The following is a 23,975-nucleotide window of genomic DNA, read 5'->3' as shown; positions in this document are numbered from 1 at the left end:
ACCGAAAACAGGTGATAGCGATAAGCCAAATTAATAACTATCGAAGAACATGTTCCTTATTTATTGTCATTTTCTGTAGATAGAAATTGTTTTGCTAGTGCTTTTAAATCAGTATTTTGCAATGTTTCTTTTAGATCAACATGCTTATCACCTGATAAGCGTGATAACACTGATTGCAAAGCAGATTGAAGGACAGGGCTTTGATTAACTGTTCCTTCAATAGCTTTACCAACACTAATTGCTTTAGAGAAGCTGTTAAAGAAGTTATCGTTACCGCCCACAATTTCGATATTGGCTTTACTAAATGCTGCAGCAAGAACATCTGCTTGCTCTCTTGCAATTTCTTTATTGGCAGTAATAGCAGCCATAGCTTGTTCAAATCCTTTTTCCAGTGCCAAACGGAATTCCTCATGGTGTTGAGATTGTTCGCTCATTGTGCCCATAGCTTGGAATTTCTCAACTAAACCACTAGCTTCAGCTGTTAAACGTTCACGTATTACTAGTGCTTCAGCAAGACCTTGCTCTTTTGTTGCCGATGCTTTAGCTAAACCGATTCGTTCATCACCACGAGCTTGTGCTGAAAGTTTTTCTTCAAGTACTTTCGCTTCTGTTAAGCCTTGTTTCTCGATTGCAACAGCTTTAGCTTCAATGACTTTTGCTTCTGATAATCCTTTTTCTTGGTTACCTTTTGCTTCTGCTAATAAAGTTTCTGCTGTGATATTTGCTTTGACTAATCCTTCTTTCTCTTCAGCTTCTGCTCGTGCTTTACGTACTTTTGCTTCAGCAAGACCAATTGCCGCTTCTTCAGCTTCAATACCTTGTGCTAATTGTTTTTTCGCTTCGGCTTGCTTAGCTGCTGCTTCAAGTTCAGCTTGTGCCATTGTGCTAATTTCAATAGCGCGGTGTTTTGATGCTTGTTCGTCAGCTTCTGCTTGCTTAACTTGCTTGACTAACTCTTGTTCAGCTCTTGCTTCTGCTTCAATAATCGTTGTTTGTTTTTCACGATCTGCTTTTGAAACTTCACGTACTTCTTTAATGTTTTCTTCTTCGACTGCAACTGTTTTTTCAACAGCAACACGTTCTCTTATTACATTGGCAATAAGCTTTTTTTCTTCTTCAAGTACTTTATCTTTTTCAATACGTTGCAATTCAACCTCGCGTTCACGAGCAACAATTTCAAGTGAACGTGCTCTTTCAACTCGCTCTTCTTCTATTGCAATAGCTCTTAAGCGGTTTTGTTGTGCAACTTCGACTTCACGTAAACGATTTTCTTCTCGTACTTCAATTTCTTGTTGTGATTGAATTCTAGCTTGTTCTGCTTTCAAACGCTCTTCTTCTTGTACTTTTAGCGTTTCAGCCGCTTCACGTGCTCGAATTGTTTCGATTTCTCTTTTTTGTCTTGCTTCAGCATCTGCTTGTTGTCGTTCAAGTTCAAGTTTTGCTTCAATTGTTTCGGTATCTTTCTTTTTTAATGCGAGTTCAAGATCTCTTTCTCGTTTGTTAGTTTCATCTTTATGAACAGCTGTAATGGATGTAATTTTATTAATCCCTTCAGCATCAAAAATATTATCAGGATCAAGAGATTTTATTGGCGTTTGTTCTAAATAATCGATAGCAACATCTTCTAAAGCATAACCATTTAGATCCTTTCCGATAACATCAATAATGCGTTCACGAAAGTTCATGCGATCTTCAAACAGTTTTGATAACTCGAATTGTTTCCCGACGGTTTTTAGCGCTTCTGAAAATTTTGCACTAAAGAGTGAACTTACTGCTTTTTGATCTGAAGCTCTATCTACACCAATAGATTTAGCTACTTTTAACACATCTTCAGTCGTTTCGTTAACGCGTAAATAAAAAGCAACACAGATATCTGCACGTAAATTATCTTTACAAATTAAACCATCTTTACCACGACGCTCTACATCAAAAGTAATCAATGAAATTTTCATAAATTCTTTTTTATAGATAACAGGGTAAACTAAGGCCCCTGTAAAGTGCACTTTGGGTTTTGAGGTCATATCATTAACGATAAGTGCTGTACCCTGAGGAACTTTAATATAAAAAGCTTTAAATAATAAGAAAAAACCTATTATAACTAAAAAGATAATTCCTATTGTTATAAAAAAAAATATTATTGTATCAGTATTTATATGCATAATTTATTTTTCTCCAAAAATTGAACTCTGACTATCCGTTAAATTCTTCAATGCTAATGATTTCATAGAAATTGTTGGCCATATCATAGCGTAGCAGTACTGCTTTATCTCCACGCTTAAATTGATAAGTTTCGTCACTTCTAACTTGTAAAATTAATCCCGCTCCGCCATCTTCATAAATAGCTTCTCCTTTAATGTTATTTACAATACTGGATCGTATTTGAACAATTTGTCCTAATAATGATTTATGATCATGAGTTAAATTTAGTTTTGTGAAAATGGGGCGAATAGGTTTTATGACAAATGCAGTAAGGTAAACAGCGGTGATTAGTGAAATAACAAAAAAAACTGCTCCTATAATAAAATAAAGCAAAACATCGTTATATAGCGGTAATATAAAAAATCGGAAACTAAAATAACTAATTGACCATCCGAATAATGAAATTAAGGTAATAACTAATGTGAGCGGTACTTCATTAAAACCAAATTTCAATAATAAGCCACCAAATCCAGATGATGGCTCGGTAGCTATATCCTCTACGTTAATCGCTATATCTAAACAATCAACACTTAAAATGCCAATTGCAGCAGTTAACCAATACATAACGCAAAGTGTTAATAAGGCGCTAAAAATAACAACGGGAAAAGAAAAAAATATCCCCCAAAAAAGCTCCATTATATTTCCTTTATATTTTAAATAGTTATTACAATTTTCTAATTATTATATTTTTAACGGTTACTGTAACTAAAAAAAGTAAAACTTAAAAAATTTAATTAATTTGTTTTTCTTTTAACCTAGTTAAGATTGCTTCGGCACTTTGATTGCTCGATTTTATTCCTGCCTCTTCAAGTTTACGATCAAGCGAATCTTGAGCTTCAGATCCCAATAATTCTTTTTTTGCTTCAATAGTGGCAGATGTTTTTTCTTGTCGTTTTTTTATTCGCTCAAGAGAGTCTAAGGCTGTTTGTAGTTTTGTTGTTGAATTTCCATAACGCTGAGCAATAGCAGATTGTGCCTTTTGCACACTTTCTGTTGCTTTTACAATATCTACTTGTTGTTTAAGATTACGGATATTAATTTCTGTTTGCAATATTGTTTGTCGTAGATTTTTCACATTATCGGCAAAATAAGTTGCTTGCTCTTTATTAACTGTGTACTTCTTTTCAAGAACCGAAAGTTTTTCAGCGACTTCTAAGGCCAATTTTTCATTATTGCTTTCTAATGCTTTGATGGCGTAATTTTCATACTCAGTTATTTCAGCTTGAATTTTTTCAACTTCTTTATCGGCTAATTTTTGTTGCGCAAGTATGCTTGCTAAAGATTCTTTAGCTTGTTTTAATTCAACGTCAGCATCGCGAATTTCTTGGTCTAATATTCGTATAGCTTGCGCATCAATAATCGCTTCGCCGGCTTCATTAACACTACCACGAAGCGCGGTAATAAGCTTTTTGAAGATAGCCATTGTTAATCTCCTTGTTAACTATTTTGATTCAATATTGTTAATGTTAATATAATGTTCATATGCTTCGGTAGCTTTAATGACATTATCTGATAAAGTTTCTAATTCATAAATGATGTTGCTTAATAATGAAGACGCACTTAAAGCTCCGTACATAATATAATTTAATACCCCATCTCCTGTTTTTTCAATTGCAATAGTCGATAATGGGAATAGTTTTCTAGTACATAATATTTCTTCATTAAATTGATTTGTGTGTTTGACAATATCAACAGGCCAAAGTAGAGCCTCAATAATAATTTGTTGATTAGAAGCACTTAAAAATAGAGGTAGATCGCCATATTCATGCATGGTTATATGCAAACAAGCATCAACGCCATCGATGACTTCAATAGTGGCAAAACCTTGCTTAGATAATTCTGAGTCACGCAAAGCTTGATAAAGATTTGTAATTGACCAAACTTCATTTTTTTTCATTTTATTGCTTTCCTGTATATTGTTAAAGCATGTGCTATTGTCTATAGGTAGGCGAAACTGTTTTTCAATTTCGAGTAACTGAGTTGCATTTTCAGGTAAAATCCAAACTTCTTTTTTTATTAGGCCTTGTTCACGCAAGCGTTTTCTATATTGTTGTTGGTAAAATGCAGAGCCTTTGGCCTCTTTTGTTTTTTTCATATGTTGATTTTGTGTTTATTTTAATTATCAATAGGGTTTATATTAACATAAAAACATCACATGTAAATATCACATGTAATAATTACATGTGATATTTATTTTCTATAACTTAACAATTGTATTTTTATTATTAAATTTAGCTATATTGAGGAAATTTGCCTGCGTGAGATATTTGTTAATTAGTCAAAGTTAGATGAGCCAAATGTACATATTAGATGAAAATATCCTCTCTTTAAAAAAGGATATTTTCATTATTTATATTGTTAGTTAAAAATCAATATCCATACCTAACTGGAATGTCCTACCGGGTGCGGTGAACATTTCTAGATATTTATAGTTTGATGTTTTGTATAATTTATTGTTACTTAGATAATCCCAATATTTTTGGTCGGTAAGATTATAGATGCCACCGCTTAATTTTACATTCTTAGTGATATTGACATAACCAGTCAGATCCACAATGCCGTGTCCTGCAACTCTAAAATAATCATCTGTAGCGGCTTTGATTGGTTTGCTGTCATTATTGTAAGTTTCACGAGCTGTATTTTCAGCTTTTTTGCCTTTTTGGAAGGTGGCAATTAATGCTAAACCATAGAAATTGAGCAGCAATGGGAAATTATTCAAGCGACATCACTTAGAGGTAAAAAACGTTTAATTTATATTCACATTCCTTTTTGCGATATTCATTGTCAGTTTTGTGGTTTTTATCAAAACCCATTACGGAAGTTTAATACTGAAAACTATATCGATTATTTATTAAAAGAAATATCGCTTGAAATAGATAATAAAGCGATGCAATCTGCTCCAATTCATGCCATTTATTTTGGTGGAGGCACACCTTCGGCTTTGGCTAGTGGGCAAATAGCCAGAGTAATTCGTTATTTTACACAGCACGCTCCTTTGGCACCTGATTGTGAAATTACGATTGAAGGGCGCATTTCTGATTTTGATGATGAACGTGTTGATAGCTATATTCAAGCTGGTGCTAATCGTTTTTCTATAGGTGTACAAACCTTTAATACTCAAATTAGACAAAGGTTAGGGCGAGCATCAACTGAAGAACAAATCATTAAAAACTTTGAACGCATAGCTGCACGAGATAGTGTTGCTTTAGTGTGTGATTTAATGTTTGGTTTACCCGATCAAACCCCTCAAACATGGCAACGAGATCTAGATATTGCTAATAATTTGCCATTAGATGGCATTGATCTTTATCCCCTTAATTTATTGCCTACAACACCACTTGCTAAAGGTGTTGAAAATAAACGTATTGAAATACCGTCTGTCACTGATAAGTGTCGTTTTTATCATCAAGGTGCTGAATTTTTTGCTAAACAAGGTTGGGTTCATTTAACTAATGCACATTGGGCTAAAACTAGCCGTGAACGAAATTTATATAATTTTTTAATTAAACAAGGTTCGAATTTCTTTGCTTTCGGCTCTTGTGCTGGTGGGCGGTTAGGTGGTCAATCTTTTATGATCCATCGAGATTTAAATCAGTATTACACCCAATTAGATCAAGGTAAAAAGCCAATTATGATGTTAACAGGTAAACCATTAATAGGTGAATGGTTATATCAATTACAAGCAGGTATTGAAAAAGGGCGAATTGATTTGACGCAATTAACACAGCACTATCAATTGTTTGAACCATTAATCAATCAATGGCATCAAGTAGGGCTTCTACAAAATACAGATCATTGCCTGCTTTTGACATTATCTGGGCGATTTTGGTCAAGCAATATCTTGCAAGCTTTACAGCAGTTATTATTACAACTCAATAATCCAGAATATATTGAATTACAACAAAAAATGGCGCAAGAAAAACGAACGACTGGTAGCCAACAAATGATGTCTCATTCCGCTATTAAGCAAGCAAAAGATCCACATTAAAACTTCGTAATTAAAGGATATTATTATGACAGATAAACTAAACCATTTAGCTAATTTAGCTGCATATATGCAAACCCACCCCGAGGAAGTATTAGAAAAGATTGCTCAAGATCATCATGTTACATTGACGCAAGTCATTCAGGCTTTACCCAGAGCAAAAATTGTCGATGGCAGCCATTTTGATACCATTTGGGAAGAAGTAGCAACTTGGGGAGAAGTATTGTTTTTAATCCATACGGGGGATGTTATTGCTGAAATTTCTGGTGAGTTACCCTTAGGGACGCATAGCCATAAATATTTTAATTTACGACACCAAAAAGGTTTAAGTGGCCATATCAAGGCGGAGCATTGCCAATACATTACTTTTATTGAACGTAAATTTATGAAAATGTCTACTGCGTCGATGATATTTCTTAATCATATGGGACAAGCGATGTTTAAAATTTTTGCTGGTCGTGACGAAAAACATCAACTTAAAGCAGAACAGCTAGAAAAATTCAGAGCATTAGCTAATCGGATTAATTAACTTTAAGATGTTAATACAATGAAAACACTATTAATCTTTGGCGTCAGCCCTAAACAAGGAACTGGTTATCAAGTTTTACAACTAGTTAAACAAAGCCATCCAGATTGGCATTGTATTACATTAGCTCGTGATAATACTTTTGCTAAGCAATTAGTCAATCAAGGCATTGAAACCTATGTCGGTGATGCAACTGATCGCGTGCTGGTTAAACAACTTTGTGATTTAGCTGGTACTGATTCAACAATTGTTTCAACCTTAGGTGGGGAAACTGGGAATTATCAGGCCCAGCGTATTATTATTGATTGTGCTGAGCAAACAGGCATAAAACAGATGGTTTTAGTCACTTCATTAGGGTGTGGTGACTCATGGGCAACTTTATCTGCGAGAGCAAAACAGGCTTTTGGTCATGCAGTACGAGAAAAATCGTTAGCTGAAACTTGGTTACAAACCAGTAAATTAAATTTTTTAATTTTAAGGCCTGGAGGTTTGCGTGATGGTGAAATGACTCAAAATGCCCAATGCTATTATCAACAAGAAGTACATGGGTTTATTCATCGCATTGATTTAGCAAAAATAATTATTGATAAAATCGCTAATCACGAATTTGGTAATTGTGCTTATAGTGTTGTTGACCCTAGTTTAACAGTAACTTATTAATTAGCTAAATAATATGAGTAATTCAAAATATAAAAGAGGTTAATGGGTGCAAAACAATCGTCATCGCTCATTGTTATGGGGTTTAATTGGTCTACTATTGGTGCTTATTCTATTTTCGGCTAATTCTGGCGCATTAAATTTATCCATTACCCATTTAATTAACCTACAATTTGACGATCAGTTATGGCATATTTGGCTCAATGTCCGTATGCCTCGCATTATGTTAGCTGTTGTTGTTGGTATGGCTTTAGCTAGTTCTGGTGCGGTAATGCAAGGGTTGTTTAGAAATCCATTAGCCGATTCCGGCCTATTGGGCATTAGTAGTGGTGCTGCTTTAATGGTAGGACTATCTATTTTATTTCCTGCAATATTTCCATCTATTATGATGCTTTACGGTAAAATGTTTGCTGCTTTTGCAGGTAGCTTGCTGATTTGTTTGTTAATTTATATTTATAGCTTAAATTCACAATGTAACTTAGCAAAAATGGTTTTGTTAGGCGTGGCCATAAATGCCATTATTGGCGCAATAATGGGGTGCTTGAGCTATATTGGTGATGAGATCCAATTGCGTCAGCTCTCATTATGGTCAATGGGCAATTTAGGTAAAGGTTCGTGGGATTTGGTTTTAGTTGCGGTATCACTCATTTTTCCCGCTTTACTTGGTATTTTTAAGTTATCGCATGCACTGAATCTTCTTCAACTTGGCGATGAAGATGCTCATTATTTGGGCATCAATGTGCAACGAATAAAACGATACCTATTATTACTCTGTGCAGTACTAATTGGTACCTCAGTTGCAGTTAGTGGCATAATCGCTTTTGTTGGCTTAGTTGTTCCTCACATGATTCGATTACAAATGGGAGCTAATCATCGATGGTTATTACCGGCCTCTGCGTTGGGTGGCGCTTGTTTATTATTATTGGCGGATACTTTTGCCCGAACGTTAGTTGCTCCTACTGAAATTCCAGTTGGGCTATTTACTAGTTTAATTGGTGGGCCTTATTTTCTATGGTTAATTTTAAGACATAAATAATAAATGGAATCTAATGATGCTAACTGCTCAACATTTAACTTTTAATTATGCAAATCACACTTTAATTAATGATATCTCTTTAACTATAGAAGTGGGCAAAATTACCATTATTATTGGACCTAATGGTGCAGGAAAATCAACACTATTGCGTTTGTTAACAGGTTACCAAAAGCCATCATCAGGAGAGTGTTATTTATTAAATAAACCGTTGTCAAAATGGTCAGAAAAGCAATTATCTAAAATTCGCACGGTAATGCTACAACATAACCAATTGACGTTTCCTTTTAAAGTAAAAGAGGTCGTCGCTATGGGGCGTTCGCCATATGGAAAAACTGATTTTGATATAGCAATAGAACAATCTATGCAGCAAACAGATTGTTTAAAACTAGCAAATCGAGATTATCGTAACTTATCTGGTGGAGAACAACAGCGCGTGCAGTTAGCTAGAGTTTTAGCGCAGTTGTGGCAAGTACAGTCAACTGAAAAACTGCTCTTTTTAGATGAGCCTACTTCGGCACTTGATTTATATCACCAGCAACAAACCTTAAGATTATTAAAGAAACTGGCTTGCGAACAACAATTAGCCGTATGCTGTGTTTTGCATGATCTCAATTTAGCTGCATTATATGCTGATAAGATCTTATTAATTAATCAAGGAAAACTTGTTAAACAAGGTATACCTAAAGATGTTTTAACCTCAGAAAATATTAACCGTTGGTATAAGGTAGAATTAGGGATTTATCCTCATCCAGATAATGCTTGTGTACCTCAAATTTATTTAATGCGTTAAACAAAATAAATAAACTCTAATAGGTTACTCCATTTTAAGCTAAATTCAGTATATAATTTGAAAAAATAACAAATGGGGGGCGGTTATGACTAATCAAAATAGTACCAGTTCTATTTCTGTTTCACATCTCTTAGATGCTAAACCGGCTTTTAGTTGCCAGCTAGATGGTAAAGGCAAAGCAATGCCACTTAATGAACAAAGTGTTCCTTCAGTTACACAGCCATTTTGGATTCATTTAGATTTTGCTAAGCAAGAAACCATTAATTGGATTAATACCACCCATTTAGTTCCTGATTTGATCAAAAACGAATTGATAAAATCGAACCAAATATCTAAAGAAATCCGTTTTGAGTCGGGGATTTTAGTGGTTTTAAAAGGGGTGAATTTTATTCCAAATGAACTTCCAGATCCTATTGTGACTTTCCGTTTTTATATCACCGATAACATGATTATTTCAACCCGACATCAAAAAATTGGCGCCATTTCTCAGCTGCAAGACAATTTAGATAAAGGCATTGGACCTGTGGATGTTGCTGATTGGTTAATTCAAATATCTGATTTAATTAGCGATCAAGTGAATTTATCTTTTAATAGTACTCATAATAAAATCATCAGGCTAGAAGATTTAGTTCTTAACCAACGGATATTTTCATATAAAGAAATAGGCCGTGTACGTAAACAATTGATCGTTTTACGTCGGTTGTTATCACCGCAACGTGATATTTTTGTAAAAATTTCGACTGAAAGAATTTCATGGATTGATGATAACGATCGTCAACGGTTACACGATATTTCCAATCAGCAAAACCATTATGTATCTGACATAGATAGCTGTTTATTGCGGTTAGCTTCAATAATGGAGCAAATTAATAGTTTCTTGGCCGAATCAACCAATAAAAGAATTTACTTAATGTCACTATTTACCATTATATTTACGCCGATTACATTTTTAACTAGTTTACTTGGCGTCAATTTAGCGGGTATTCCTTTTAGCCAACAAGAATGGTCTTTTGTTGGGCTAATATTACTGCTTGTTGTTATTTGTATTGCTTCGGCTATTTGGCTTAAATATAAAAAGTGGTGGTAATTGTGGTCGCATTTTTACAAAAAATGGACAAAAGGTTGTGATTGTTTATACAGTTAGTGATAAGGATATTATTAAGCCTTTATTTAACAACCAGCAAAAAACTAATTGCGAAAAGTTAATTTGTTTTGTTTGCGTTTTTTTACCAAGCTGGGGTTTGTATAATTTTCTATTGATGAATGTGGCTACATTGTTGGACTATACATTAGATACTCTCTTTTATGAAGCGTATGTTGCTTGAAATATTTAATGAATAATCATTGTTATGCGATCTAATCATTCTTATCGTTTATTTATTGCTGAAAAACCCAGCTTAGCTAGAGCTATTGCTGATGTATTGCCTAAACCTCACCAAAAAGGCAATGGTTTTATTAAAGCAAGTAATGGTGATATTGTTAGCTGGTGTATTGGTCATCTTCTAGAGCAAGCTACACCAGAAATTTATGATCCTAAATATAAAAAATGGGTGATGAGTGATTTACCTATAGTGCCTGAAAAATGGATCTTAATGCCAAAAGACAATACAAAAAAACAATTTAATATTTTGGTCGATCTAATTAACTCTGCCGATCAAATTGTACATGCAGGTGATCCCGATAGAGAAGGACAATTATTGGTGGATGAAGTCTTAAATTATTGCCAATTACCGCCGAGCAAACGCAAAGCTATACAGCGATGTTTAATTAGTGATTTAAATGCGAGCGCTGTTGAAAAATCATTACAACAATTACGCAATAACCAAGATTTTATTCCTTTATCAACCTCTGCATTGGCAAGAGCTAGAGCGGATTGGCTTTATGGCATTAATATGAGCCGGCTTTGCACTATTGTTGGACAAAAAAACGGTTATCGAGGTGTATTATCAATTGGGCGAGTACAAACACCTATTTTAGGGTTAGTGGTTAGGCGTGATTTAGAGATAGCGCAATTTGTACCTAAACCTTTTTATGAAGTGTTTGCTGTATTACAAACCAAAGACAATGAAACATTTAAGGCAAAATGGCAACCAAGCGAAGCCTGTGCACCTTATCAAGATGAAGAAGGGCGAGTATTAGTCAAAAAGTTGGCTGAAAATGTTTGTCAACGCATAAAAGGTAAACTAGGAACAATTGATAAAGTTAGCAACAAAAAGAAAGAGTTGGCGCCTCCCATGCCATTTAATTTATCGGCACTGCAAATTGAAATGGCTAGGAAAAATGGATTAAGTGCGCAAGATGTACTCGACATTTGTCAATCGTTATATGAAAAGCACAAATTAATTACTTATCCAAGATCAGATTGTCGCTTTCTACCTGAAGATCATTTAAAACAAATTATGGGCGTTAAGTCTGCTATTGAAAATAATTGCCCTGAGCTTCAAACTGCTATTGAGCAGGCAAGTTTTACTTTGCGTTCCAAAGCTTGGAATAATAAAAAAGTCGAAGCACATCATGCTATTATCCCAACATTACGCAAAACTAAAATGACAAATTTGAGCGATAACGAAAAGGCGGTTTATCAAGTTATTGCAACGCAATATTTAGCACAATTTTATCCTGCTTACAAATATGCCGAATTGCAAATTGATGTTGATATTCAAGGCGGGAAATTTATTGCTAAAGCAAACCAAATGCTTGATGAGGGTTGGAAGATTCTATTTAGGAATAAAAACTACCAAACTGATGCAGATGATAATGAAACCAATGGGTTATTAACTAAATTGGTTAAAAAGGGTGAAACTGTGCAATGTGTTGATACTGAATTGCTGAGCAAAGAAACCCAGCCACCAAGAGCCTTTACCGATGCCACATTATTATCGGCTATGACGGGTATTGCCCGATTTGTTAAAGATCCAGAAATAAAAAAAATATTACGTGAAACGGATGGCTTAGGTACCGAAGCAACGAGAGCTGGTATTATCGAATTGTTATTTAAACGCCAGTTTTTGACTCGTCAAGGTAAAACAATACGTTCAACAGACGTGGGTAAAAATCTGATTTTATCATTACCTGATATCATGTCGATGCCCGACATGACAGCACATTGGGAATTACAATTAGATGAAATTAGCAAAAAAGAGTTTTCATACCAGCAATTTATGCACCAACTCAATTTATCACTACTAGAGCTTGTTAATCAGTTAAAAAATGCGCGATTGAATATTAGATCTTAGTGTCGCTATCTTCATCAAAATAGAATGAAATGCTCGATTTATATCTTTTTAACAACTTAGCGCAAGCGAAGAGAGTAACCGAAGAAGGGGTAATGATTTATAACACGGAAAGACCGCATGGAACATTGAAGAACATGACGTCAATTGAATGTAAAACACTAAAACAAGTAACTTAATTTTCTACGTCAGTTGTGCGCTAAGTTTGAGGGGGTATTTACACATTTACGCCAAGCGTAACAACCTGATACATATGTATTGATTTTTCAAAATAAGTAAAAAATAACAAAAATAGACTAAAAAAAGGTTACATAGAATAAAAAATAATCTTATCTTAGCTAAAAAATACCTTTATTTTTCGGTTTCTTAATACTTTCTAAAGGAATTTAGGTAAATATCATGGAGCGCGCTGTTAGTCATATTGCTTTAATCATCAATCGCCTTATTCAATATCCCTTTCTTGTCTTTTATAAGTTAAACGGATTTTTAGTAGTACGGGTTTTATTGCGCAATGCAAGGAGCAGATTATGCTAGCTATGCCACTGTCTTAATGGCGCACGATTACCGCTACCTCTGCCATGCCTTTGTATGCCGTACTTTCTAATGTCAGCGATGCGCAAGCGGTTAAAAACTACTATATCACTGATGGCTCACAAACGCCCTATGGTCTTTATAGTGGTACTCCTTACGAGCACTGGTTTTCTGTTATGCCTATGCTAGTGAGACTTGATGAGCATAGCCCCTTTTTAGATTGGATTAATAACACTGAGCACAAAGACTGGGGCTGGCTGGCACGCTCTCATTTACCCTTTGCAGACATCTGCGCCCATTTACGGAGCTTAACCCAGGCCATTATGCCCGATGGTGAAACGGTGTTTTTTCGCTATTGGGATGGTGAATACTTGTCAATCATGCTTGATTATTTTACCGATAGCTGGCAAGACGTGCTGCCTGCTTTTGCTTTTTACTGGATTAATCACCAATCACATGTGGTGCATGTACCCGTTGAGCAAGCGGTGCAAACTTCGCCTTGGTGGCAGGTGCCACAAAATCTATTAGAACAATTATCTGCTACCCAACCTAAGCTTTTAGTCAACCATATATTACAATTATTACAAGAAAATTATTTGGATATATATACCGCTTTCCCTTATCAAGTATTAGAAACAAAAATCATTCATCTTTTATCGTTACCAACTAAAAAACAAAACGTCTTTGATTTTATATTGCAGCAGTTGGATAAAGAAAAAAAGGAAACTTAACATGGACAATAATGACAATAATATAGGTAAATTTACCCGAGAGGTTAACAGCGTACTCCCGCCAGTATCTGTAAGCCCTGAAGGAGCGATAAATGTTCAGGACCTATCTGTCCGTGCAACAATTATTAAGTTTCTTGTCGAAAAAGAGGAAGACCCACAATTTTATATTAAAAGAGCTAATACATTATTAACTGAATTAAAAACTTGTTTATCTACATTTTCAAAAGAAACTCAAGATGAATATAAAGCAAGGATGAAGCGATGGGGCGCATCGAATGTCATTCCTTATGTTGATATTAAAGAAAAATTATCAAGTTATCAACGTTCAACACAAGTGGTTAATATTAATAAACCCTATTGTGCCAAATGCGCGAATAAAGGGAAAGTCAAAATCAGTTATAATATGGAGGGGCTTAACAACGAAAAAGTCATTTTAAGTCAAGTTAAAATTCAATTAATTCCTTATCAATCCAAAGCGCTTACCCAGTATTTTAGTGCTACGAATGCTATTCCGTACATAGTAGACGAAGATATTCCTCTTTCTGAAGCTGAAAAACAAGAGTATATCATTACACTAGATGAAAACGGTGAAGCAGAGTTAGACTGGTCAGACGAAAAATTTGCCAAATATTCAAGATACCATGTTGTGGTATTGCCCGTTGAAAAAGGCGATGTCGACAACTGGTTACAAGCCTATCAAATGATTATCGATGAGTTACATCAACAGCTGCAAGATAACTGGACCAATGAGATATTGCCAGAATGGGAATCCTATTCTACATTAGAGATTGCAGAACAATATCAGTTATTATCTCAATGGTGGAATGTTGGGCTAGTAACGGGCGTTGATGACAAATTAGAAAAATACAAAAAAGCGCTAGAAAAGCTTGAAGAATGGGATTTTCGTGGTTGGATTGATGAATTATTTAAAGAGCGTGTAGTTAGTGACGAACCAACGCTGACCTTATTACAAGATGAAGTTCGTTTTTATCTTGCTGCGTATTATGCGCAAAGCTGGATGGCGATGCTTCCACCGCATTATCAAATGGTATTTGCGGGTGAAATGTACTCCGCCATAATGATATCAGTAATGGAATTTGTTGCTGAATTCCTTGTTGAAGCGTTGATATTTAAAGGGGTCACAGCAGGGGTAAGCAAATCGGTTAGTGCGATAAATGGGGGGGGCCGATTTATTAACTCCATGACCAAAATGAGCGATGGCTTAAAACAAAGCATGAAAGCAATCAAACCTAATAGGGCTATCTTGGGCGGGAATGGTATTAATGTGGTTAAGCATATCAAATCATCAAGCCAATATATTAAGTTATCCGCACGCTTGAAGTCATGGATACAAATAGGCGAGAAAAAAATTGCAAAGGCAAAATCTAGCTTATCTAAAAGTCGTAATAAAAAAGGAACCTCACGCAATCCAGCTCAAAGTGGTGAACCCATATCGATGGTAACGGGTGAAGAGTTACTCACCCTTGATGATGGTGAATTTAAAGGTTTATTGCCTTTTATTTGGCAACGTTGTTACCGAAGCAGCGCTGTTGAGCACAATATTGGATTAGGCTATGGATGGAGCCACTCTCTGGCGCACTACTTATTATTTGAGGGTGAAGAAGTTGTCTGGTTGGATGATGAAAACTTATTAACCACGTTTCCGCTACCTACCCAAAAAGACCCCATCATCATTAATCCGGTAGCCGAGTCAAGCATTTATTTAAGCGACACCGCCGATGAATACGTCTTGTATAAAAAAGGTAACAACCGTGTACGATATCATTTCAAACGAGTTGAACAAACGGCCTATTTAAGTGCTATTACTGATAAGTATGGTCACCGACTCAATGTGGTTTATGATAATCATCATCGCTTGATAGCCTTACAACCTCAGCAAGATAAAACACGACGTTTAGCTTTTGGTTATTATGATAAGCAATCAATACTGATTGATACGGTCACTATTCAGATTTTAGTGGAAGGGGAATGGCAAACGCTGCACCCTCTAATGCACTATCACTATAATGACCATCATCAACTTATTGGGGCAACTAACGCAGCAGGTCAAACTGAAACGTATGAATATGACGCCTTAAATGTTATTCAAAAGCGAACAATGGCTGGAGGCGCTGAATTTAACTGGGTCTGGGAGGGTGAAGGTCAAGATGTTCGTTGTTTACGTCAATGGGGTAACTTTGGGCAATTAGATGAACGTTACACATGGCAAGATGAAAACGTGATTGTCACCATGGCTGATGGCAGTCAAAAGTGTTACACCCATAAAGATGGTTTGTTACAGTCAGAAACCGATGCTAATGGGGCGACCAAAACCTATCAGTATAATGAAGAGGGATTGAAAACCGTTGAGATTGATGCGTTAGGGCATCAAACCCACTATGAATATACGGTTAATGCCGAGTTAAAAACCATTATTTACCCAGACAACAGTTATGAAGATTATACTTGGCAACGTGGACGAATTATTCGAATTGAAAAAAATGGGCTGATATGGCGAATACGTTATAACCATCACGACGACATTATTGAGTTGGAAACGCCCGACGGTTTACTCACTCGTCATCGTTATAATGAAGATGGACAGCGTTTATCGACCCAATACCCTGATGGTAGCGAACAACATTTTACGTGGGGAGATAACGGTGAATTACAACAGCTAGGCTTTTCCGATGGACGTCTTTTTCAATTTAGTTATGATGCTTTACTTCGGCTCACGGTCGTCAGTGATGGACAACAGGGCAAGACCTATTATACTTATGACGATTTAGGACAAATCACAAAAATCACCTACCCGAATAACACCACTCGTGAGTATCAATACAACGCTTATGGCAAAGTGACTTGGTTTAAAGATGAAGCGGGTAAAGTCACAGAATATGACTACGCTTCGCCATTACATTTAATGACCGAAAAGCGGCTGCCAGATGGCGAACGGCTGAAATTTCGTTATGATAATATCCATCTACAAATCAGTGAAATTGAAAATCAGAAAGGGGAACGTTACCGCTTCAGCTACACGCCAACGGGGCAATTGAGTGAAGAAATTGGTTTTGACGAGGTAAAAACCACTTATCATTACGATTTAAATGGCCATTTAATTGAAAAACACGAGTATGGTAACCAACATGATGAAAAACCGCTCATTACCCGCTACCAACGTGATAGCCGTGGAAAACTCATCGTAAAAGAGCTAGCTGATGGCATAAAAGAGCACTATAGTTACAATCAGAATGGATTATTAACACAAATACTCGATGGGCAATCGGTTTTAGGATGGGAATATAATAAAGTTGGTCGTTTAACGGCCGAGCACCAAAACTGGGCGACTATCCGCCATCGCTACGATGAAATCACCGGCTTACTCAATGGCACTAAACTGCCCGATGGGCAATGGTTAGAATATCATTACAATCAGGGTCAGCTACTGGGGATGACACTCGACCACCAGCCATTAGCCGCTTTTCGTTGGGATAAACAAGGGCGAGAGTATGAACGCCGTCAGGGTAATGGGCTGGTTAACCGTTACCAGTATGACCCGCTAGGGCAACTTATTGCCCATCAACGTTATCATAGTTATGATATCAGCACCCAAACCTCGCCAACGCCAATTTGGCAACAGCAATATCACTACAATCCTAACGGACAGCTTGCCGAAATCACCGGACATCAGCCACGCCGTTACCGTTATGATAACGCCGGTCAATTACACACAGTGACTTACCCTGAGGTCAATCCCGAGCAACATCATGCTGAAAAAGTCGAGCAGTTTGATTATGACCCAACGGGCAATAAAATCAGTGAAACCCAAGCACTAGCCCCCACGCCTTTTCATGCCAATATCGCCAAAGGCAACCGATTAACCTTTTTTAGTGATAAACACTTTGAATATGACCGCTTTGGTAACCTAATTGCCGAAAAACGCGGAAAAAACCACAGTCTAGTTACCCACTATGAGTACGACTGCCGGCATCGACTTATCAAAGTGATTAAACCGACAGGGCTTATCATCACTTATACTTATGATGCCTTTAACCGTCGTACTAGCAAAATCGTAGATGGTAAAATCACCGAGTTTATCTGGCAAGGTAGTCGGCTTATTGCCGAGACCGATAACGATAAACACTGGCAAAGCTACCTTTACGAGCCAGACTCTTACCGCCCATTAGCCCTGGTGCACGGCAATGCGCAGCAAGACAATATCAAACTCTACTGGTACCAAAACGACCACCTCGGCACACCCATTGCCCTTACCGGCAGCTTGGGTGACACGCTCTACGAATGCCAGTATAATGCCTATGGGCAGATAATAAACGAAACCTACCATCAGGATGATACCCAAGCCCTGCCGGATAATCCGTTGAGGTTCCAAGGGCAATATTATGATGAGGAAACAGGACTTCATTACAACCTAAACCGTTACTACGACCCATTTACCGGCAGATATATCACCCAAGACCCACTAGGTATACTGGGCGGATTAAATAGTTATCAATATGTCAATGGCGATCCGATAAATTGGATAGATCCGTTAGGGTTAATTAAGATTGAAAATAATGGGTTTGAGGGCATTGCTGGAAAGGGAGCTACAGTAACAAAACCTGCTACAGGAGCAGAGAATGCCGCCAATAATCCTAAATTAAATGCTCAATTAGCATCTCAAGAAATAGCCAATGGACATGCTTTTGATAAGCATGTTTTACAACGAGGTGAATTTAATTCCCTAGGTATTAGAACACGAGAGCAGTTCCGACAACATGTAGAAAAAGTTATTAATAACCCGACAGACGTACGTTATTACTCTGACGGGCGAGTTGTTTATTTAGCTTCAAATATAAGAATTATTGTTATAAGAAATCCGGGTAAAGGTGAAAGTACAGCATTTAGGCCTGATTATGATATTGGATGGGATAACTATATTAAACGTTTACCAATCCAAAAAACACCGCCAATGAATTAACTGAGGTTTAAAATGAAGATATTAGAGAAACAAAATAATTTATTAAATGTTCAAATGAGTGAGAGGGAGTTTAACTTAATAAGAGAGCTTGAATCTGCTGTTTTAGTTTCATGCAGTGTAAATGAAATTCCTACCTTAACAGGGTGGACTAGAGAAGATCTTTTAGAATTTGGGATCATGCTTAGTGAACTAGCAGAGAAACACAATATTAATTTATAACAGAATTAAAGCTTGTTAAATTTCTGCCTGATGTTGGGATTTTTTTATCTTTTTTAGATCTGCATCGTAAGTTCAATAATGAACTTGTTTTAACTCACCTTAATAATAACCGGATGTCCAGCAATAAGGTTGCTGACAAGGGCGTTGAGGGGATTGTTGGAAAAGAAGCTGATACACAATTAGTACCAGATACTTTTGTATCAGATGTTACTACTCATAATAAACAATTAGGAGTAATAAATCGAAAACAAGGTACAATTTCTGGTGCTCATAATCAAGATGCATTTCTAGAATCTATTGAAATAACAGGTGCTAAAATTGTAAACCCTAAGTACACAGATAGACAATATCCTGGGTTGATTGAATATGAGTATCAAATTCCAGCTATAGCCGGAAATGGACCAAATGCAGGAAAAGTAACCGGATACAAAGGTGTTGAAAGAAAAACCACCTATGATCCTGCAATACTTTCTGATGCAAAAGTAGCGGAGATGTCAAATAAAGCAGCACATCAAGCAAAAGATTATTTTCAATCAAATCCGACAAAGAACGTGTATGATATTAAAGTAGATGGCTATTGGTTCAGAGTGACACATGACCCAAAAACTAATAAAATAAATAATGCATTTTTGACAATGCCGCCGAGGAGTATTAGATGACAAATAATATACAATGGTTGAAAAAAATTGAAAAAAAATTAATTGAAAATGATGGAGGAGATTTATATAGCTTATTGGAAATAATGTATAAAGAACAAAAAATGAATTTTTTACAGTTTTTATATGATGCTTCCAAAGGAATTGGATGTTCACCGTCCGAGGGGTGTGGTTATGCATTAGACCAAGACAGGGATAATCCTGAAGAATTTGATGAAGTAAGTTTTATGTTTGGAGATTATGAAAGTTCCACAATATCTCCCCCAAAATTTGTTGAACTTATGCAAATAATATCTAATAGCTATATTGAAGCGCATCCTAAAGATAAAGATTCAATCGAATTTTATATGAATAAATTAAGAGAACGTTATTCAAAGTAAATAGTGAAATCCCCACATAATTAGTGGGGGTATGTTTTATTTATTAAAATTAACAAAAAAAATTTAACAATTAGCTTATCTTGTTTGATTTTTATCGCATTAAATCTGGCAATATCAGTATCATTATAACGGGCAGCTTGCCGAAATCACCGGGCATCAGCCACGCCGTTATCGTTATGATAACGCCGGTCAGCTACACACAGTGACTTATCCTGAGGTCAATCCCGAGCAGCATCATGCTGAAAAAGTCGAGCAGTTTGATTACGACCCAACGGGCAATAAAATCAGTGAAACCCAAGCGCTAGCCCCTATGCCTTTTCATGCCAATATCGCCAAAGGCAACCGGTTAACCTTTTTTAGTGACAAACATTTTGAGTATGACCGCTTTGGTAACCTGATTGCGGAAAAGCGTGGAAAAAACCACAGTCTAGTCACCCACTATGAGTACGACTGCCGGCATCGACTTATCAAAGTGATTAAACCGACAGGGATTATCATCACCTATACTTATGATGCCTTTAACCGTCGTACTAGCAAAACTGTGGATGGTAAAACCACCGAATTTATCTGGCGAGGTAGTAAACTTATTGCCGAGACCGATAAACACTGGCAAAGCTACCTTTACGAGCTAGACTCTTACCGCCCATTAGCCCTTGTGCACGGCAATGCCCAACAAGATAACATCAAACTCTACTGGTATCAAAACGACCACCTCGGCACACCCATAGCCCTTACCGGCAGCTTAGGTGACACCCTCTACGAATGCCAGTATAATGCTTATGGGCAGATAATAAACGAAACCTACCATCAGGACGATATAGATTCCCTGCCCGATAATCCGTTAAGGTTCCAAGGGCAATATTATGATGAGGAGACGGGGTTACATTACAACTTAAACCGTTATTACGACCCATTTACCGGCAGATATATCACCCAAGACCCACTTGGTATACAGGGTGGGTTAAATAGTTATCAATATGTCAATGGCGATCCGATAAATTGGATAGATCCGTTAGGGTTGATTAAGGTTGAAAATAATGGGTTTGAGGGGGTTGTTGGAAAGGAGAAAAGCAATACTACAATCAATGATACAGCTGGTTCTATACGTGATGTAAATCCGGGTTATCCTACAGAAGGTAGAACTCATAATTGCGTCAATTGTGCGATAGTTACTGATGCAACATTAGGTGGTAATCCAGCTTCTGCTTTACCAATTAATTCAAAAAATGGAGTTCCAATATCTGTGTTAGAAAAACAATATGGGGCAAAATTTCAAAATGTTAATGGCCCTAATAATATTATTGAGCAAATGACAAATGCAGGCTCTGGTGCAAGAGGTATTGTATTTGGTTCTTATGGGCTGGGGCAACCAGGGCATGTTTTCAATGTAGTGAATCAAAGGGGCTTTATACGTTTTCTAGATGGGCAAACTGGTAAAGCTGCCGATATGGTAAAATTTAAATCTTTCAAATTGTTAAGGACTAATTGATGATTACTTTTTTTGAAGCGATAAATAAAGCTAAAAATTATTTAGCTGAATACGACGTTCCTGTAGAGATTACTGTAATAGATAGGTTTTCTGAAGGGTGGCTTTTTTGTTTTCAATCTAGAGAATTTTTAGAAACCGGTGATTTTTCAACACAATTAATAGGTAATTGCCCATTTGTAATTGATAAAGATAGTGGAAAGATATACGAATTAGGAACCGCATATCCCCTAGATATATATCTTCAAGAGTATGTAAATAAAAAAAATAAAACTTGTTAATATCATAATTTACTATATACGAAATTTACTAGAATGGATATCCATTCCCCTAATATATTTCGTAATATAAATCAGAAAACTACTGTAAAAACACATAATTTTGTAATTGATTCATCTATTGATGTAGCTAAAGATGTTGCAGACATTAAAAGCTGGTAGGCAATGATTAAAAACGACCAATAACCGTAAATAGTAGAATATATTTACTAAAAGTGAATGGTACATTAGCTCCCATATCGGGAAAAGGCATTACCACACTTAATAGAGGAGAATTTAAAATTCTTAGCGTTTATAAAAAATTTGATAATAGAAAGCAAGCAGCTCAAATACTGAATAGCATGAAAGTAACTGAAGAGGCCAAATCGAAAGCACTTGAAGTTTGGAAAAGGAACAAAAAATGATTGGGTTTGACTTAATATTAGAAAAAATTTTTCCTGAAATTGTTTTACAAGAAGCTTTTTTAAAAGCTTTTGAAATTTCTAAAAATAGTATATTAATTACTGATGATTATGTTAGCTATCAGTTAACTGATGATATAAAAATGTGGTGTATGGTAAAGCAGATTAATGGTGATTTTTAATCTCTTTGCCAGTTTTTTATTCGAGATAATAAAATAGAAAATAATTCTAAAGTTATATCAAGAAGGGTAAGTTATACTTTAAATACAAAAATGCTGAAAAAGTCGAGCAGTTTGATTACGACCCAACGGGTAATAAAATCAGTGAAACCCAAGCGCTAGCCCCCACGCCTTTTCATGCCAATATTGCCAAAGGCAACCGGTTAACCTTTTTTAGTGATAAACACCTTTTTTAGTGATAAACACTTTGAATATGACCGCTTTGGTAACCTGATTGCGGAAAAGAGCGGAAAAAACCACCGTCTAGTTACCCACTATGAATACGACTGCCGGCATCGGCTTATCAAAGTGATTAAACCGACAGGGCTTATCATCACTTATACTTATGATGCTTTTAACCGTCGTACTAGCAAAACAGTGGAGGGTAAAACCACCGAGTTTATGTATTCGTCTTGTAAATACCCCAAACTTAGTACACAACTCACGTAGAAAATCATGCTGCTTGTTTTAGTGTTTTATACTCAATCGGTGTCATGTTATTTAATGCCTCATGCGGTCTTTCGGTGTTATAAACCGTTAACCATTCTTCAGTTATTCTCCTTGCTTGAGCTAAGTTGTTAAAAAGATATAAATCGAGTACTTCAGTACGATAGGTACGATTAAATCGTTCAATATAGCCATTTTGATAAGGGCTACCGGGCTGGATATAATCAATGGTTATACCATGTAATTTAGCCCAGTTGGTAAAGGTTTTTCCTGTAAATTCTGGGCCATTATCGACCCGTATTTTTAATGGATACCCATGATATTCGTCCAGTTTATCTAAGTAACGGGTAATCCTTCCTGCGGGTAAGCTTACTGCAATATCAATGCCTAACGCCTCACGATTAAAGTCATCGATGACATTGAATGTCCTAAAGCGACGTTGATTACGACTACTGTCACTCATAAAATCCATTGACCAACATTCACCTTGTTTATTGGGAGCCAATAACTTTTCTGGCTCCCGAGGTGGCATTCGTTGTTTTCGTTTTGTTTTAAGATTCAGTTTTAACTCACAATACACCCGATAAACACGTTTATGATTCCATTTATAGCCGAGCTTTCTGATACGATTAAAACATTTAGGAAAGCCCCAGCGTAAATGCCGGTCTGAGATAGCATTCAACACTGAAACAATCACCGAGTCATCCTGCAACTTAGGTTGATAATAGTAAGCACAACGGCTTAAGCCAACAATGGCACAACTCATAGCAATAGTAACCGAATGATTTTGTTGTAGTTGCTGTGCCCACGTTTTACGTGCCTTTGTGGGCACTAAAGCTTTTTTATGATTTGTTCCTGATGCTGTGATTTTAAACTTAGCTCAGCAAACATCTGTTTAAGCTTACGGTTTTCGGCCTCAAGCTCCTTTAAGCGTTTAATATCCGACGTTTCCATACCGTCCTATTTTTCCCGTCATTTATAAAAAGTTGAATTACCCATGCCATATGTACGGCACAACTCTTTAACGGGTACACCTACCTCTGCTTCTTTTAAAATAGCTACAATTTGATGTTCAGTCATTTTTTTCATAATTAAATCCCCTTTTCTTTTATCATAGAGAATTTTCTACTTTTTTGCTGTACTATTTTAGGGGATAGTTACAATCTTTATCTCTTGGTTTGGTGGCTTTTATTTGGGTGCCTATTAATGGGTGCGTTTTCCTTG

At 36.3% G+C, this 23,975-nt stretch carries 23 protein-coding genes and 1 pseudogene; 18 read left to right on the top strand and 6 right to left on the bottom strand.

Annotated features, from left to right (window positions below):
• Positions 1-56: 56 nt before the first annotated feature.
• From A9G40_RS09730 to A9G40_RS09710, 5 genes are all read right to left on the bottom strand, one after another.
• Complete coding sequence (locus A9G40_RS09730; protein WP_065582877.1) at positions 57-2,159, bottom strand: hypothetical protein; 2,103 nt, start codon at positions 2,157-2,159, stop codon at positions 57-59.
• Positions 2,160-2,190: 31 nt separating this feature from the next.
• Positions 2,191-2,835: a hypothetical protein gene (locus tag A9G40_RS09725; protein ID WP_065582876.1), complete on the bottom strand. Its 645-nt coding sequence runs from the start codon at positions 2,833-2,835 to the stop codon at positions 2,191-2,193.
• A gap of 94 nt (positions 2,836-2,929) precedes the next feature.
• Positions 2,930-3,622 carry a PspA/IM30 family protein gene (locus A9G40_RS09720; RefSeq protein ID WP_065582875.1) on the bottom strand — a complete coding sequence of 231 codons (693 nt, stop codon included), beginning with the start codon at positions 3,620-3,622 and terminating at the stop codon, positions 2,930-2,932.
• An 18-nt stretch (positions 3,623-3,640) separates the two neighbouring features.
• Positions 3,641-4,294, bottom strand: coding sequence for a YjfI family protein (locus tag A9G40_RS09715; RefSeq protein WP_065582874.1), 654 nt, complete (start codon positions 4,292-4,294; stop codon positions 3,641-3,643).
• Between the two features lie 267 nt (positions 4,295-4,561).
• Positions 4,562-4,918 (bottom strand): TonB-dependent receptor, encoded by a 357-nt coding sequence (locus tag A9G40_RS09710; RefSeq protein ID WP_065582873.1) that lies wholly within the window; start codon positions 4,916-4,918, stop codon positions 4,562-4,564.
• On the opposite strand from A9G40_RS09710, the gene hutW reads away from it, so the two are divergent.
• The 18 genes from hutW (at position 4,886) to A9G40_RS14360 (ending at position 22,754) form a co-directional block, all read left to right on the top strand.
• A complete protein-coding gene (gene hutW, locus A9G40_RS09705) occupies positions 4,886-6,187 on the top strand; it encodes a heme anaerobic degradation radical SAM methyltransferase ChuW/HutW (RefSeq protein WP_081302228.1) in 1,302 nt (433 codons plus the stop codon). The two genes, A9G40_RS09710 and hutW, sit on opposite strands and share 33 nt — an antisense overlap.
• A 25-nt stretch (positions 6,188-6,212) precedes the next feature.
• A complete protein-coding gene (gene hutX / locus A9G40_RS09700; protein ID WP_065582871.1) occupies positions 6,213-6,713 on the top strand; it encodes a heme utilization cystosolic carrier protein HutX in 501 nt (166 codons plus the stop codon).
• An 18-nt stretch (positions 6,714-6,731) separates the two neighbouring features.
• Positions 6,732-7,370: an NAD(P)H-binding protein gene (locus tag A9G40_RS09695; RefSeq protein WP_065582870.1), complete on the top strand. Its 639-nt coding sequence runs from the start codon at positions 6,732-6,734 to the stop codon at positions 7,368-7,370.
• A 46-nt stretch (positions 7,371-7,416) separates the two neighbouring features.
• Entirely contained in the window at positions 7,417-8,403 is a 987-nt protein-coding gene (locus A9G40_RS09690) for a FecCD family ABC transporter permease (RefSeq protein WP_218058003.1), read from the top strand.
• A 13-nt stretch (positions 8,404-8,416) separates the two neighbouring features.
• Positions 8,417-9,193, top strand: coding sequence for a heme ABC transporter ATP-binding protein (locus A9G40_RS09685; RefSeq protein ID WP_065582869.1), 777 nt, complete (start codon positions 8,417-8,419; stop codon positions 9,191-9,193).
• Positions 9,194-9,278: 85 nt separating this feature from the next.
• The gene (gene zntB, locus A9G40_RS09680) at positions 9,279-10,280 is read left to right on the top strand and encodes a zinc transporter ZntB (protein WP_081302227.1); all 1,002 of its coding nucleotides are present in this window, start codon (positions 9,279-9,281) and stop codon (positions 10,278-10,280) included.
• A 262-nt stretch (positions 10,281-10,542) separates the two neighbouring features.
• The gene (locus tag A9G40_RS09670; protein WP_065582867.1) at positions 10,543-12,429 is read left to right on the top strand and encodes a DNA topoisomerase III; all 1,887 of its coding nucleotides are present in this window, start codon (positions 10,543-10,545) and stop codon (positions 12,427-12,429) included.
• A 29-nt stretch (positions 12,430-12,458) separates the two neighbouring features.
• Positions 12,459-12,605 (top strand): integrase core domain-containing protein, encoded by a 147-nt coding sequence (locus A9G40_RS14365; protein WP_081302226.1) that lies wholly within the window; start codon positions 12,459-12,461, stop codon positions 12,603-12,605.
• Between the two features lie 399 nt (positions 12,606-13,004).
• Positions 13,005-13,688 carry a DUF4123 domain-containing protein gene (locus A9G40_RS09665; protein WP_065582866.1) on the top strand — a complete coding sequence of 228 codons (684 nt, stop codon included), beginning with the start codon at positions 13,005-13,007 and terminating at the stop codon, positions 13,686-13,688.
• Between the two features lies 1 nt (position 13,689).
• Positions 13,690-18,666, top strand: coding sequence for an RHS repeat-associated core domain-containing protein (locus tag A9G40_RS09660; RefSeq protein WP_065582865.1), 4,977 nt, complete (start codon positions 13,690-13,692; stop codon positions 18,664-18,666).
• A gap of 12 nt (positions 18,667-18,678) precedes the next feature.
• Positions 18,679-18,885: a hypothetical protein gene (locus tag A9G40_RS09655; RefSeq protein WP_065582864.1), complete on the top strand. Its 207-nt coding sequence runs from the start codon at positions 18,679-18,681 to the stop codon at positions 18,883-18,885.
• A gap of 113 nt (positions 18,886-18,998) precedes the next feature.
• Positions 18,999-19,544, top strand: coding sequence for a CdiA family toxin C-terminal domain-containing protein (locus A9G40_RS09650; protein WP_065582863.1), 546 nt, complete (start codon positions 18,999-19,001; stop codon positions 19,542-19,544).
• Positions 19,541-19,921 carry a ribonuclease toxin immunity protein CdiI gene (gene cdiI / locus A9G40_RS09645; RefSeq protein WP_065582862.1) on the top strand — a complete coding sequence of 127 codons (381 nt, stop codon included), beginning with the start codon at positions 19,541-19,543 and terminating at the stop codon, positions 19,919-19,921. Before A9G40_RS09650 ends, cdiI begins: the two co-directional genes overlap by 4 nt.
• Before the next feature lie 202 nt (positions 19,922-20,123).
• A complete protein-coding gene (locus A9G40_RS09640; RefSeq protein ID WP_065582861.1) occupies positions 20,124-21,410 on the top strand; it encodes an RHS repeat-associated core domain-containing protein in 1,287 nt (428 codons plus the stop codon).
• Positions 21,410-21,688: a YrhB domain-containing protein gene (locus tag A9G40_RS09635; RefSeq protein WP_065582860.1), complete on the top strand. Its 279-nt coding sequence runs from the start codon at positions 21,410-21,412 to the stop codon at positions 21,686-21,688. Before A9G40_RS09640 ends, A9G40_RS09635 begins: the two co-directional genes overlap by 1 nt.
• 212 nt (positions 21,689-21,900) lie before the next feature.
• Positions 21,901-22,089, top strand: a complete 189-nt coding sequence (locus A9G40_RS15045; RefSeq protein WP_065582859.1) for a hypothetical protein — start codon at positions 21,901-21,903, stop codon at positions 22,087-22,089.
• Entirely contained in the window at positions 22,068-22,268 is a 201-nt protein-coding gene (locus A9G40_RS09625; protein WP_141675241.1) for a hypothetical protein, read from the top strand. The genes A9G40_RS15045 and A9G40_RS09625 overlap by 22 nt, the downstream gene beginning before the upstream one ends.
• A gap of 213 nt (positions 22,269-22,481) precedes the next feature.
• The gene (locus tag A9G40_RS14360) at positions 22,482-22,754 is read left to right on the top strand and encodes an RHS repeat domain-containing protein (RefSeq protein ID WP_081302225.1); all 273 of its coding nucleotides are present in this window, start codon (positions 22,482-22,484) and stop codon (positions 22,752-22,754) included.
• 4 nt (positions 22,755-22,758) lie between these two features.
• On the opposite strand, the pseudogene A9G40_RS09620 reads toward A9G40_RS14360, so the two are convergent.
• A pseudogene (locus A9G40_RS09620) lies at positions 22,759-23,840 on the bottom strand (IS3 family transposase).
• Positions 23,841-23,975 lie beyond the last annotated feature (135 nt).

It is taken from the genome of Gilliamella sp. Nev3-1 (genome assembly GCF_001690435.1).
Classification (GTDB): domain Bacteria; phylum Pseudomonadota; class Gammaproteobacteria; order Enterobacterales; family Orbaceae; genus Gilliamella; species Gilliamella apicola_C.
Note: the sequence above shows the minus strand (reverse complement) of the source record. Positions and strands in the feature narration are given on the sequence as shown.